At 66.7% G+C, this 13,358-nt stretch carries 12 protein-coding genes; 6 read left to right on the plus strand and 6 right to left on the minus strand.

The window, feature by feature from the left end:
* Positions 1–44 precede the first annotated feature (44 nt).
* Positions 45–299 carry a GlsB/YeaQ/YmgE family stress response membrane protein gene (locus E4341_RS02960; protein ID WP_039243891.1) on the plus strand — a complete coding sequence of 85 codons (255 nt, stop codon included), beginning with the start codon at positions 45–47 and terminating at the stop codon, positions 297–299.
* A gap of 143 nt (positions 300–442) precedes the next feature.
* On the opposite strand, the gene E4341_RS02965 is transcribed toward E4341_RS02960, so the two are convergent.
* The gene (locus E4341_RS02965) at positions 443–934 is read right to left on the minus strand and encodes a hypothetical protein (protein WP_165115038.1); all 492 of its coding nucleotides are present in this window, start codon (positions 932–934) and stop codon (positions 443–445) included.
* A 156-nt stretch (positions 935–1,090) separates the two neighbouring features.
* Here E4341_RS02965 and E4341_RS02970 point away from each other — a divergent pair, with 156 nt between their 5' ends.
* Positions 1,091–2,746 (plus strand): GNAT family N-acetyltransferase, encoded by a 1,656-nt coding sequence (locus tag E4341_RS02970; RefSeq protein WP_165115040.1) that lies wholly within the window; start codon positions 1,091–1,093, stop codon positions 2,744–2,746.
* On the opposite strand, the gene hemW is transcribed toward E4341_RS02970, so the two are convergent.
* Positions 2,743–3,903 carry a radical SAM family heme chaperone HemW gene (hemW, locus tag E4341_RS02975; RefSeq protein WP_165115042.1) on the minus strand — a complete coding sequence of 387 codons (1,161 nt, stop codon included), beginning with the start codon at positions 3,901–3,903 and terminating at the stop codon, positions 2,743–2,745. The two genes, E4341_RS02970 and hemW, sit on opposite strands and share 4 nt — an antisense overlap.
* Positions 3,896–4,498 carry an RdgB/HAM1 family non-canonical purine NTP pyrophosphatase gene (gene rdgB / locus E4341_RS02980; RefSeq protein ID WP_165118526.1) on the minus strand — a complete coding sequence of 201 codons (603 nt, stop codon included), beginning with the start codon at positions 4,496–4,498 and terminating at the stop codon, positions 3,896–3,898. Before rdgB ends, hemW begins: the two co-directional genes overlap by 8 nt.
* Positions 4,499–4,951: 453 nt before the next feature.
* On the opposite strand from rdgB, the gene E4341_RS02985 reads away from it, so the two are divergent.
* The 3 genes from E4341_RS02985 to E4341_RS02995 are packed head-to-tail and all read left to right on the plus strand — an operon-like array spanning position 4,952 to position 6,399.
* Positions 4,952–5,557 (plus strand): DUF2975 domain-containing protein, encoded by a 606-nt coding sequence (locus E4341_RS02985; protein ID WP_055754340.1) that lies wholly within the window; start codon positions 4,952–4,954, stop codon positions 5,555–5,557.
* A gap of 24 nt (positions 5,558–5,581) precedes the next feature.
* The gene (locus tag E4341_RS02990; RefSeq protein ID WP_017504942.1) at positions 5,582–5,821 is read left to right on the plus strand and encodes a helix-turn-helix transcriptional regulator; all 240 of its coding nucleotides are present in this window, start codon (positions 5,582–5,584) and stop codon (positions 5,819–5,821) included.
* The gene (locus E4341_RS02995; protein WP_165115044.1) at positions 5,818–6,399 is read left to right on the plus strand and encodes a Smr/MutS family protein; all 582 of its coding nucleotides are present in this window, start codon (positions 5,818–5,820) and stop codon (positions 6,397–6,399) included. The genes E4341_RS02990 and E4341_RS02995 overlap by 4 nt, the downstream gene beginning before the upstream one ends.
* A gap of 66 nt (positions 6,400–6,465) precedes the next feature.
* On the opposite strand, the gene E4341_RS03000 is transcribed toward E4341_RS02995, so the two are convergent.
* Together E4341_RS03000 and E4341_RS03005 are read right to left on the minus strand one after the other, a co-directional pair.
* On the minus strand, positions 6,466–7,107 hold the full coding sequence (locus E4341_RS03000) for a TetR/AcrR family transcriptional regulator (RefSeq protein ID WP_039243898.1): 642 nt from the start codon (positions 7,105–7,107) through the stop codon (positions 6,466–6,468).
* Positions 7,108–7,298: 191 nt separating this feature from the next.
* On the minus strand, positions 7,299–9,134 hold the full coding sequence (locus E4341_RS03005; protein ID WP_165115046.1) for a cation:proton antiporter: 1,836 nt from the start codon (positions 9,132–9,134) through the stop codon (positions 7,299–7,301).
* Positions 9,135–9,290: 156 nt separating this feature from the next.
* On the opposite strand from E4341_RS03005, the gene E4341_RS03010 reads away from it, so the two are divergent.
* Positions 9,291–11,414 (plus strand): M13 family metallopeptidase, encoded by a 2,124-nt coding sequence (locus E4341_RS03010; protein ID WP_165115048.1) that lies wholly within the window; start codon positions 9,291–9,293, stop codon positions 11,412–11,414.
* Positions 11,415–11,778: 364 nt separating this feature from the next.
* Here the strand turns inward: E4341_RS03010 and hisS are convergent, their stop codons facing one another.
* Complete coding sequence (hisS, locus tag E4341_RS03015; RefSeq protein ID WP_165115050.1) at positions 11,779–13,269, minus strand: histidine--tRNA ligase; 1,491 nt, start codon at positions 13,267–13,269, stop codon at positions 11,779–11,781.
* Positions 13,270–13,358 lie beyond the last annotated feature (89 nt).

The following is a 13,358-nucleotide window of genomic DNA, read 5'->3' on the forward strand; positions in this document are numbered from 1 at the left end:
GCATTTACTGCAACAGCTTGGCTTTTAAAGGAAGGAACCACAGCATGGGTCTCGGAATCATTGGTTGGCTCGTCATCGGCATCGTCGCCGGCTGGCTGGCTGAAAAGGTCATGGGTCGCAATCACGGCCTGCTGACGAACCTGATCGTCGGCGTCATCGGCGCTCTGCTCGGCGGCTTCATCTCGAACAACGTCTTCGGCACGCCGGTTGGCGGCTTCAACTTCGTCACCCTGATCGTGGCGTTTCTGGGCGCCTGCCTGCTGCTGTTCCTTCTGGGACTGGTCAAGCGTCGCGCTTGATCCGACAGTAGGTCGATAAGGAAAAGGGCGGCTCTTACGAGCCGCCCTTTTTGCTGCGCCACTGTTGCTGCTGCGTTGCGGGCAGTCGAAAGGGCGGCCGGGAAACCCAACCGCCCTTGATCATTCAGCCTTAGAAGACTGACTTACTGCGGCTCGGTCGGAGCCGGCGAGGCGCTGTCCGAAGCCGGGGTCGCCGGTTCGGTGGTCGCCGGGTCGGTCGGTTCAGCCGCAGGTTCCGCGGTCGGCGCGGGCGCGGCGGCTGGATCAGCGGCGGGGGTCGCCGGGGCGCCGGCGATCGGAGCCGCGGCGTCAAACTCGGCCTTCGTGTAGGCCACCACGACGCCGGTTCCTTCCTGTCGGATCCCGCTCAGCGGCACGGCGCGAAGTTGGCCGTCGGCGCCGCGAACGGTAAGCTCCTGCTTGCCTTCGGCGTTGTTCTGAACGCCTTCCAGCTTGCCCAGCTCGCCATCAGGACCGGAAACGCTCGATCCGGGGTTCAGCGACAGCGATTGCTGCGAGGACGCAGCGGCGGCAGGCGCGGCGGCGGGAGCGGGCGTGGCTTCTTGCGCCAGAGCCGGCGCGGCGGTCATGAAGGCGGCGGCGGCGCCAGCCAGAAGAGCGGTCTTGATGGTCATGGGAGACTATCCCCTGTTACACGGGCCCGACGCCCGCACCCCTATATACTCGCTCTGTTACGGATTGTTTCGTATGCCCCGAAATGACCTTGGCAGCGCCCCGGTTGGACGATTCTTGGTCTATGTTCGGGCGATCCGCGATTCGAGAGGCCACGTTTGTCCAGCCGCCCCCGGCACACATCCGGTCTGATCCGCCGACTGGCGGGTCTGGCCTTCGAGCTGACGCCCCAGATCTTTGCGGTGCTGGCCTTTGGCGCGGGCGCACTGATGCTGGCCTCTGCGGTGACGCCCGAGTTCGACAGTCGGCTGCGTCAGCTGACGGGCGTCGTGTCTCCCATCCTGATCGACCTGTCGCACTTTGTCGGCAGCATCGCCGGTTTCCTTCTTCTGCTCTTGTCGGCGGGTCTGTGGCGGCGTCGACGCGGCGCCTACTGGGCCGCCCTGCTGGTCCTGGCGGCTGGGGCGGTGTTCTCGGTGCTGAAGGGCCTGGACTGGCAGCAGGCGACGGATCTGCTGGTCGTCGCCGCGCTCCTGGCGCCGTGCCGCACGGCCTTCAACCGGCGCTCGCGTCTAAGCGAGCCGCTGCGGCCGAGCTGGCTGTTGCTGCTGACGGCGGTGGTGGCGGCCATGCTGTGGCTGGGCTTCTTCGCCTATCGCGACGTCGCCTATAATGACGAGCTGTGGTGGCGCTTCCTGAGTGATCGCCAGGCGTCCGGCTTCCTGCGGGCCGGGCTGGTTCTGGCGATCCTGACGCTGGTGGTGGCCGGCCGCTCGCTGTTGAGCTCACCCGGCGCCCACAGTCACGGCCCGGCCAGCAAGGGCGACATCGATCGCGCGCTCCAGGCGCTGCAGACGGCCGATACGGCCACGCCCGAAGCCTGGCTGGCCATGCTGGGCGATAAGGCGCTGATGTTCAGCCCGTCGGGTTCCAGCTTCCTGGCCTATCGCGTGCGGGGGCGGCGCTGGATCGCCATGGGCGAACCGGCAGGGCTCAAGAGCGAACGGCTGGAGTTGCTGTGGTCCTTCGCCGAGATGGCCGACAGCTACGGCGGGGCGGCGGTCTTCTATTCGGTCAGCGAAGAGGTGCTGGGCGATCTTGCGACCATGGGGCTGGCGGTGCGCAAGGTCGGCGAGACGGCCGTGATCGACGCCCACCGCTTCTCCATCGAGGGCAAGGGCAAGCAGAACCTTCGCACAGCCATCAATCGCGCCGAGCGTGAAGGCTCCTCGTTCGAGGTTCTTCCGCCCGGTTCGGCCGCAGCGATCGCGGACGAGCTGCGCGAGATTTCGGACGCCTGGCTGGCCATGCACGAGGGCTCGGAGAAATCCTTCTCCTTGGGGCGCTTCGACGTCGACTATCTGGACCTGACGCCGCTGGCGGTGGTCAAGGAGGGCGGCCGCATCGTCGCCTTCGCCAATCTGCTGACCTCGCCGGACGAAGCGGCGGTGGATCTGATGCGCCATCGGCCGGACGCGCCGCATGGGGTGATGGACTATCTGTTCATTCGCTGCGCCCAGTGGGCCAAGGCGGAAGGCCTGGCCAGCTTCGACCTGGGCATGGCGCCGCTGGCTGGGCTGGAGGATCGTCGCATCGCGCCGGTCTTCGCTCGCGTCGGCGCCCTGGTGTTCGAAGAGGGCGGGGCGCTCTACGGCTTCCAGGGTCTGCGCAGCTACAAGGCCAAGTTCGGCCCGGACTGGCGCTCGCGCTTCATCGCCGCGCCGGTTTCGACGCCGCTGCCGCTGGCCCTGCTGGACGTCGCTCTGCTGACCAGCGGCGGCTGGCTGGGAATGCTGGGGCTGAAGAAGGCCTAGGTCAGCAGCGCCTTCAGCACGCCGTCCAGCACCGGGCGGCCGCGCTCGGTGGCGATCAGTCGCTCGGCCTTCAGCATCAGGAATCCGTCGGCGATCAGGTCCGCGACCGGCGCGCATTCAGCCGACAGGCCGAGCGCCGACAGCAGGGCGACAGGCGCGCCTTCGGTGGTGCGCAGGGCCAGCAGCAAACATTCTTCGGCGGCATCGACTGGGGTCTGGGCGTCGCGCTCGGACCAAGGCGTGCGGCCCGAAACGCCCGCCACATAGTCGGCGATGCGTCGGTGGGCGACGGTCGCGGTCCTGACGCCGTCCAGCGTCAGCCGGCCATGGGCGCCGGGGCCGACACCCAGATAGTCGCCGCCGCGCCAGACATGCAGATTGTGCGACGACCGGGCGGCGGGACCGCGCGCATGGTTGGACACCTCATAGGCTTCGAAGCCGGCGGCCGAGAGGACATCCTGGGTGGTTTCGTAGAGGGATGCGGCCCGGTCCTCGTCGGGCGGGGTCAGGGTTCCCCGTGCGAAGGCCCGACCAAAGGCGGTCGTCGGCTCTATGGTCAGCTGATAAGGCGAGACATGTTCGAACCCGAGCGCCAGCGCCGCCGTCAGTTCGGCGGCCCAATCTTCAGGCGTCTGGTCCGGGCGGGCGTAGATCAGGTCGATGGACAGACGGTCGAAGGCGCGGCGGGCCAGATCGACCGCGCGCAGGGCCTCGGCCGCCGAATGGTCGCGACCCAGAAAACGCAGGGCGGCGTCGTCCAGCGCCTGAACCCCCATCGACAGGCGGTTGATCCCGGCGTCGGCCAAGGCGGCGAACCGGCCGGCCTCGGCGTCCGTGGGATTGGCCTCCAGCGTGATCTCGATGTCGCCCGCGGGCGGGAACAGGTCGCGGGCCGCCGCCACGATGCGCGCGACGGCGTCTGGCGCCATCATCGACGGCGTGCCGCCGCCGAAGAAGATCGAGGCCAGCCGTCGCGGGCCTGTAAGATCTCTCTGGGCGCACAGGTCGGCCAGGATCGCCTCGACGAGCCCGGCCTGTTCCTCGGTGCGTCCGCGATCGCGCACGACGTTGAAGTCGCAATAGGGGCAGATGCGCGCGCAATAGGGCCAGTGGACGTAGAGGCCGACGTCCGATCCCGGATCAAGCGGATCAGTCAATCAGGGCGGCTCTCAGCTTGGCGAAGGCGACGGTGCGGTGGCTGATGGCGTCCTTGGCCGCCGGCTCCATCTCGCCGAAGGTCCGGTCGCCGCCATTCGGAATGAAAAGCGGGTCGTAGCCGAACCCGCGATCCCCGCGTGGGGGGAAGGTCAGCTGGCCGTGGACCTCGCCCTGAACCACCACACAGGGGCCGTCCGGCCAGGCGACCGCCAAGGCCGAGGTGAACCAGGCGGTCCGGTCCGTCGCGCCGATCTCTTCCAGCCGCTCCTCGACCTTCTTCATGGCGACGGCGAAATCCTTGCCCGGCCCGGCCCAGCGCGCAGAGAAGATGCCCGGCGCGCCATCCAGCGCCGCGACCGACAGGCCGGAATCGTCGGCCAGCGAAACCTCTCCCGACAGTTCGGCCGCGTGGCGCGCCTTCAGCATGGCGTTGCCGGTGAAGGTGCTCTCCGTTTCGTCAGGTTCGGGCAGGTTCAGCTGGCCGGCGGTGACGAGTTCGTAATTTCCGCCGAGCAGCGCCGAGATTTCGGGAACCTTGCCGGCGTTATGCGTCGCCACGACGATCCGCATCCCTTTGATAAGCTTGAGATTCATCATCGATCACGCTCCTGAAACAGTCTATTGCCAAAGTTTAATATCGTTAAACGATATGTAACGTGCCTTTTCCGCACGCACGGCCTATCTATTGATCGTCAGGAACGAGGCCGCAGCGTTCAGGACTTCCGGAAAACCGGGAACGATCATGCGGCTAATAAATCCAAACGGCGATAATCGCCCAAACACGAAAGACGGAGAACCACAATGCATACGATGAACACCTCGATGTGGCTCGACAAGGTCGGCGCTGCTTTTGTCAGCACCGTTCTGATCGCCGCCCTGCCCACCGCCCTGGTCGTTACCCTGTTCCAAGCCCTTTGATCCCTCGCTTTTCGATCACTGGAGCTTTGACGACCTGCATGAAGACCGCGATGTATAGAGCCGCGCGCGGGTTCGCCGGACCCCGCGTGGCCATCGCCCCGCCTTCCCCGGCTTGAGATCAAAAAGACCATGCGCCTGCCCCTGCCGCCAAATCCGCTGAAGCGAGGCGAGGCAAGCGTTCCGAACTGGCTGGGCGCGCCGATCAAGGCGCTCGGTCCGGGTTCGGTGTCCAGCGTGCTGAAAGTAGTTCTGGACGTCGCCTATATCCTTCTCTGGCTGATCACCGGCATTTTGCTGCTGCTGGTCATCGCCGCGATCTTCATTCCCCTGGACAATGTGAACATCACCGTCAGCGGGGATTCCGGCGGCAAGCAACTGCCGCTGACGCGCACCCTGCTGCTGTTCGGCTTGGGCGCCGCGACCGCTTACTTCGGCGGGTTCATGCTGATCTTGCGCAGCCTGCGCCGCATCATCCGCACCCTGACCATGGGCGACCCGTTCCAGCCCGATAACGTGCGCCGTCTGCGCCAGATCGGCCTGACCCTGGCGGTCGTGACCGGCGGCGTCTGGGTGGCTCAAGGCTTCGTCGCCAAGCGGCTGGCGCCCGGCGTCATGGATCCACAGGGCTTCGGCGAACTGCTGACCCCCATCTTTTCCGTGCTCATCGTCTTCGTGCTGGCGGAGGTGTTCCGCGAGGGCGCGCGCCTGCGTCGCGAATCCGAACTGACGATCTGAGCCGTTTCGAAGTAGGATTTACGCATGGCCATCCGCGTCCAGCTCGACCGCGTCCTCGTGGAACGCCGCATGTCGTTGACCGAACTCGCCGACCGGGTCGGGGTGACGGTGGCGAACCTGTCGATCCTGAAGACGGGCAAGGCGCGCGCGGTTCGGTTCTCCACCCTGGACGCCCTGTGCCGCGAGCTGGACTGCCAGCCCGGCGATCTGCTGGCGCATGAGCCCGGCCCGGGCGACACCATCGAGGACGACGGCGAGGCATGAGGCGAAAGGGCCCGAGCCGTGACGAAAACGGACTGACGCCCGAAGACCGTCGCATCTGGACCCGCGTCGCCGGATCGGTTGTGATGCCGAGGACGCGAAAGGCCGCCCGCGTCACGCCCGGCGCCGAAACGCCGCCCGAGATCGTAGTGACGCCGGTCGAGCGGCCGCGCCCCTTGGTCAAGGCGTCTCCCAAACGCACCGCTGTCGCGCCGCCGGCGGAAAAGCGACCTTCGCCGAACAAACCCAAGCCCGCGCCCGAGGATCTGGAGCCGCGCCGCAAGCAGCGGCTGTCGCGCGAACGCGACCCCATCGAGGCGCGCATCGACCTGCATGGCTTCGGCCGGTTCGAGGCCGAGGATCAGCTTCGAGGATTCCTGACATCGTGCCAGGCGCGTGGAATGCGTGCGGTGCTGGTCATCACCGGTCAGGGTCGGATGGGCGGCGGGGTAATCCGTTCGGCCTTTGCGGAATGGATGCATTCGCCCGCATTGCGCGGCGTGGTGTCAGGCTTCACCATCGCCCACCAGAAGCACGGCGGAAACGGCGCCTTCTACGTCACCCTGAAACGCCGGACCTGACGCTCACGAAAAAGGCCGGGCCCGCGCTGGCGGACCCGGCCTTTCGATAAGCGGCTTTGCTCTGGCTTATTTAGCGGCAATGGCGCCGGCCAGGATCACGTCGATCTGCTTGCCCATATGGTCCGACAGGGCCTGCGCGTCCCATTCGTCATAGGCGGCGCGGCGGTAGTTCGACAGATAGGCGTCCCAGATCAACTCGACCAGCAGACGGCTGTCGGCGTCCTTGGACAGTTCGCCCTTGGCCACCGCATCCTGAAGGATGTTGCTGATGGCGAGCAGCAGGTTCTTGGTCGCGGCGCGGGCGCGCATTTCGGCGGCCAGGGGCTGGAACCACGAGCGGGCCACGATGGCCTGGAACAGGGGCAGTTGGTCCAGCGACGAGTGATAGCCGGCGCTCAGCGCGCTGACGAGGCGCTGGCGGACGGGCTCGCCTTCAGGCGCCGCGGCCTCGACCACCTCGGCCAGACGCGTCATGTCCTCGGTCAGGACCGCTTCGAACAGTTCGGCCTTGTCCTGGAAGTTGGCGAAGACGGCGCCGGTGGACATGCCCGCGCCCTTGGCGATGTCGCGGATCGTGGCGGGCTCATACCCGCGCTCGGCGAAGAGCGAGCGGGCGGCGTCCAGAACCTTTTGTCGCGTGCGGATCTTGGCGGCCTGGCGGCGGTTCAAGCGGGGCTCGACAGCGAGGGAGGCGACGGTATCTGTCATATAATCAGGCTTTTACTCTACTTTCGGCCTCTGGTCGGGGCGGGCCCGGCAGCGACCTCGAATGAATATCTGAGCCCTTGGATCGAACCGAAAGGGCGCTTCTGCTCCGCAGATGCAGTCATGGAGAGGCGCGCTTGCATCACGGAACCATGACGAAAATGGGTCCGGCGACAGTCTGTAAGGGGCTTCCCTTACTCCGGCGCGGGGTCGACCCGCGCCGGGCGCAGCGTGCGGCGCAGTGCGCGGCTGGGGCGATTGCGACGCTCGATCGGGATGGCTGACTGGAAGGCCTTGCGAAACTGATCGCGACGTTCGTGGACCGAGGCGAGCACCAGCCCCATGGGCACGCCCAGATCGACCAGGGTGTTTTCGGCCAGCTGCAGACTGGCCTCGGTCGTCTCCGGCACGGCGTCGGTGACGCCCAGTCCATAAAGCCGAATGGCGTGCTGATCATCGCGAGCGCGGGCGATCAAAATCAGGTCGTCGCGCATCGACCGCGCCGTAGTGACCACCTCGTCCACCTTCGTCGGCGCGTCCATGGTGACGATCAGGGCGCGGGTGGACTGGACGCCGCAGTGCTGGAGCATCTCGCGCCGCCCCGCATCGCCATAGAAGACATCGAATCCGTCACGTCGGCCCTTAGCGACGGCGCCCGCATCGGTGTCCAGGGCGATGAAGGGCTGATCGTGCGCCTTCAGCATTTCCCCGATCAACCGGCCGACGCGCCCGAAGCCGACGATGATGACCGCGCCGTCGGCCGCCTCCAGCTTTGGAAGCTCGACAGGCTGGCCTGCGGCGGACGACTTGCGCGCCAGCTTCTGACCCAGCAGGGCGAGCAGGGGGATCGAAAAGATGCTGACGGTCGCCGACAGGGCCACGGTGTTGGTCAGCTGCGGCGGCGCGAGGCCTTCGACCAGGCCGGTGGCGAAGACCACGAAGGCGAACTCGCCCGCCGGCGCCAGAACGAGCGCCGTCTCCAACGCCGGTCGGACGCCCAGGCCCCAGAAACGCGCCAGGCTGAAAATGACGCCGGTCTTCACGACCGTCAGGGCCAGGGCCAGGCCGAAGACGCCGACCGGATCGGCGGCGACGGCGTCCAGATCCAGACCCAGCCCGACGCCGACGAAGAAGACGCCCAGCAAAAGACCCTTGAACGGTTCGATGGAAACCTCGACCTCGCGCCGGAACTCGGTCTCGGCCAGCAGCACGCCGGCCAGAAGCGCGCCGATACTCATCGACAGGCCGCTGGCTTGGGCGGCGAGACCGGCCCCGACCACCACCAGCAGGGAGGCGGCGACGAACAGTTCGCCGCCTTGGTCGGCTTTGCGCGCCCTGGCCACCGATCGGAACATCGGCCGCAGCACCACGCGACCCAGCAGCACCATCAGACCCAGGCCGATGGCGGCCGGAACCAGGGTGAACAGGGCGCGTCCCAGCACGGCGGGATCCAGCGCGCCGCCCTGCTGGGCCAGGGCCGCCAGGACGGTGACCGTGATCAGGATCGGGGCGACCGACAGATCCTGAGCCAGCAGGATGGCGAAGGTGGAACGGCCGACCGTTCCCTTCAGCCGCCCCCGCTCGGCCAGTACGGGCATGACCACGGCCGTCGAGGACAGGGCGAGGCCCATGCCCAGCACCACGGCGCTGGCCAAGGTCTGTCCCATCAGCATGAAGCCGCCCGCCAGCACGGCGGTGCAGACGACGACCTGCATCAGCCCCAGGCCGAACACGAGCCGACGCATGGCGCGCAGCCGCTCCCACGACAGCTCCAGACCGATCATGAACAACAGGAAGGCGACGCCCAGTTCCGACAGCTGCGCCAGTTGGCCCGGATCGCCGATGGTCAGCCACGACAGCCAGGGCAGGCTTTGCGCAAATCGGCCGAGGCCGTCCGGGCCCAGCAAAACGCCCGCAGCGAGGAAGCCCAGGACGGGGCTGACCTTCAGCCGATTGACCAGGGGCACGATGACGCCGGCGGCCGCCAGAAAGACCACCAGATCCTTATAGTCACCGCCCTGACCGTGCATCCGCCCTCCTCGCGTCGGCGTATCTGACCCTGATCCCGGCGCTGTGGCGAGAGGCCGCATCGGAATCATGAACTTTTTTTAAGGCGACACCCCCCCTCGCCGGACTAGGGTCTGCGCCGAACCATCCAAATGCCGGGTGGGAACAGGGACATAGTGATGAAACGTCTGCTTATCGGGGCCGCCGTCGGCGCCCTTCTTCTGCCCGCCAGCACGGTTCTGGCTCAGGATATCGGTCACGACCACGCCTGCATCGACGACGCCTGCACCATCGTTTCGCTGTTCTCGGGCGAAGAGACGGCAGCCGGCTGGCAGGGGACAGAGGCGCCTCGCTACGGGACCTGGGGCTTCGACATGGCCGGCCGTGACACCTCGGTGAAGCCGGGCGATGACTTCTTCCAGTATGCCAACGGCAAGGCGCTGGAAAAGCTGGTCATTCCGTCGGACCGCACCAGCTATGGCTCGTTCGCCCTGCTGCGCGAACTGTCGGACAACCGCATGAAGGAACTGGTGCTGGGCCTGGCCAACCGCACCGACCTGGCGCCCGGATCGGACGAGGCCAAGGTCGCTGACGCCTATCGCTCCTACATCGACGAGGCGCGCATCGAGCAGTTGGACGCCCAGCCGCTGCAGCCCTATCTGGCCGCGATCCGCGCCGCCGACAGCCACGACAAGATGGCCGTCTATATGGGCCAGACGGCCGGCCGCTTCGGCTCGTCCTTCTTCGGCACCGGCATCACGATCGATTCCAAGCAACCGACCCGCTACGTCGTCTCGACGGGCCAGTCGGGCATCGGCCTGCCGAACCGCGACTATTATCTGGACGCCCGTTTCGCCGACAAGAAAGAGAAGTATCAGGCCTATGTCGGCCGGATGCTGGAGATGATCGGCTGGACCAACCCGACCGAGACCGCCGCCCAGATCGTCGCGCTGGAAACCAAGATCGCCGAGGCCCACTGGACCCCGGTGGAGAACCGCAACCGCGACAGGACCTACAACGAGTTCACCATCGCCAAACTGGCCGAGGACGCGCCGGGCTTCGCCTGGCAGGCCTATTACGATGCGGCCAAGCTGGGCGGCGTGCCGCGCCTGATCGTGCGTCAGGATACGGCCATGTCCAAGATCGCGGCCATCTACGCCGAGACGCCGGTCGAACTTCTGCAGGCCTGGCAGGCCTTCCACACCGCCGACGACATGGCGCCCCTCATGTCCAAACGCTTCGCCGACGCCCAATGGGAGTTCCGTTCGCGCGATCTGTCGGGTCAGCCTGAGCAGCGCACCCGCGAAAAGCGCGCGATCTCCTTCGCCGAAGGATCGCTGGGCGAGGCTACGGGCCGGCTCTACGTGGCCCAGTATTTCCCGGCCGAATCCAAGGCAAAGATGGAAGAACTGGTCGCCAATCTGCGCGCCGCCCTGTCGCACCGGATCGACAACCTGACCTGGATGGGGACCGAGACCAAGGCGGCGGCGCAGGAAAAGCTGCGCAAGTTCACCGTCAAGATCGGCTATCCTGACAAGTGGCGCGACTACTCCGGCCTGGACATCCGCGCGAACGACCTGGTCGGCAACGCCGAGCGCCGCGGCCTGTTCGAATGGAACTATGATCTGGCCCGTCTGAACGAGCCGGTCGACAAGTCGGAGTGGGGCATGACCCCGCAGACCGTCAACGCCTACTACAACTCGGCCAACAACGAGATCGTCTTCCCAGCCGCGATCCTGCAGCCGCCCTTCTTCGATCCGAATGGCGATGCAGCGGTCAACTATGGCGGCATCGGCGGCGTGATCGGTCACGAGATCGGCCACGGCTTCGACGACCAGGGCTCCAAGTCGGACGGCGACGGCGTGCTGCGTAACTGGTGGACGCCGGAAGACAAGGCCAACTTCGAGGCCCTGACGGCGCGTCTGGGCGCGCAATATGCGACCTATGAGCCGATCGCCGGCTATCACATCAACCCTGGCCTGACGATGGGCGAGAACATCGGTGACGCGTCTGGCGTGGCCGTCGGTCTCGAGGCCTATCACCTGTCGCTGAATGGTCAGCCGGCGCCCATGATCGACGGCACGACCGGCGACCAGCGCTTCTTCTATGGCTGGGCTCAGGTCTGGCAGTCGAAGTACCGCGACGAGGCGCTGAAGCAGCAGGTCGCCACCGACCCGCACTCGGCCGCCCAGTTCCGCGTCATCGGCCCGCTGCGCAACGTCGACGCCTGGTACGACGCCTTCGACGTCCAGCCGGGCACGAAATACTATCTGACGCCCGAGGAACGCGTCCGCCTCTGGTAGGGCGACGCTTGTTCGAGAATGGAAAGGCCGGGGTTCGCCCCGGCCTTTTTCATATCGAGACAGGGCTACTCGATTTCGACACCGTATCGAGAATTTGTCGAAATTTTATGGGCGTTTGTCTGAGCGCCAGACGCGAAAAAGCCCGCTGCGGGGGATACATCGCAGCGGGCTTTCGCGCTCTTTAAAGAGCGGACGTTTCCTCCCCGAAACGCCTTCGAGTGCTGCGCGCTTGAGCAACGCTTGCCCTCGAGTGAGGTCATTTGACGCAAGGGCCGGTCGGTCGTCAACGGCCGGTTTGGCAAGAGTCGAACTTTCTTCGACTTATCACTGATAACCCATTTCAGGAACCAGTCATTATCGAAGCTTATTCGATAATGGACCTGATGGCGGCCACCAGGCCTTCGCGGGGGACTTTCATCTGGCCGGGGCGTTCCGCCTTCCAGGCGTCGTTGTCCGTGATGGCGGCGGCGGCGGCGCGGCCGGCGTCCAGATCCTTGATCGTGACCTCGCCGGCGGCGATCTCATCGCCGCCCAGGATGACGACAGCCGGGGCGCCGCGCCGGTCGGCGTATTTCATCTGCGCCTTCATGCCGGCGCGACCCAGATAAAGCTCGGCCGCGATTCCGGCGGCGCGCAGTTCCGCCACGGCGGTCAGATAATGGGTCATGTCGTCCTCGGAGAAGACGATGACGACCACGGGGCCGCGCACGGCGTCCTCGGCACCCCGTCCCGCCGCGCGCAGGGCCGAGGCCAGACGCGAGACGCCGAAGGAGAAGCCGGTCGCCGGCGTGCTCTGACCGGTGAAGCGGGCGACCAGATCGTCATAGCGGCCGCCGCCGCCGATGGAGCCGAAGCGGACGGGACGACCCTTGTCGTCAACCGTGTCGAGCAGCAGCTCGGCCTCGAACACGGCGCCGGTGTAATATTCCAGGCCGCGCACGATGGTCGGATCGAACTTCACGGCGTCTTGGCCGACCGACATGGCGGCCAGCGCCCGGTCGATGGCGGCCAGTTCGTTCAGCGCCGCCTCGCCCGCCGCGCCGAGGTCGCCGGAGCGCGCGACGGCGTCCAGCGTCTCGGCCCGCGACAGGCCGGGGGTATTGGCCGAGGCCAGAAACGCCTCGATGGCGGCCGTGACCTTGGCGGGCAGTTGGGCGCCCTTGGTGTAGTCGCCGGACTCATCCAGACGGCCCTCGCCCAGAAGCTGGACCACGCCGTCCCAGCCCAGACGGTCGAACTTGTCGATGGCGCGAAGGGCGGTCAGGCGCTGCCCTGCCTCGGTCACGCCGCCCGCGTCGAACAGGCCGTCGAATAGTTTGCGGTTCGAGACGCGGATCTGGGCCTGGCCCGCATCCAGACCGGCCCCGCGCAGACCTTCGCAGCCCATGGCGATGATCTCTGCGTCGGCCTCAGGCCGGTCCGAGCCGACGGTGTCGGCGTCGCACTGCCAGAACTCGCGGAAGCGGCCGGGGCCGGGCTTCTCGTTCCGCCAGACCGGACCATAGGCATAGCGGCGGAACGGCTTGGGCAGGGTCTCCCAAGTCTGGGCCGCGAACCGGGCCAGGGGCGCGGTGTGGTCGTAACGCAGGGCCATCCATTCGCCCGGCTCGTCCGATCCGGCGTCGTCCTGTAGTGCGAAGACGCCCTCATTCGGCCGATCGGCGTCGGGCAGGAACTTGCCCAGCGCATCGGCATATTCGAAGGCCGGCGTCTCCAGCGGCTCGAAGCCCCAGCGCTCATAAACCTCGGACACGCGCGCGACGATGCGCCGCTCGGCGGTCAGATCAAGGCCGCGCTTGTCGGCGAAGCCGCGCGGATTGCGGGCGAGGGGGCGGGGAGGCGCGGCGTCGGTCATGGCGCGCGCTTAAGCCAAGGCGCCCTTGATCGCAAATTCTGCACGGCGGCTGACATAAAGACAGCGTCCGTCGGCGCCATGCAATGGTC

The sequence above is a fragment of the Brevundimonas sp. 'scallop' genome (assembly GCF_011045535.1).
Classification (GTDB): Bacteria; Pseudomonadota; Alphaproteobacteria; order Caulobacterales; family Caulobacteraceae; genus Brevundimonas; species Brevundimonas vesicularis.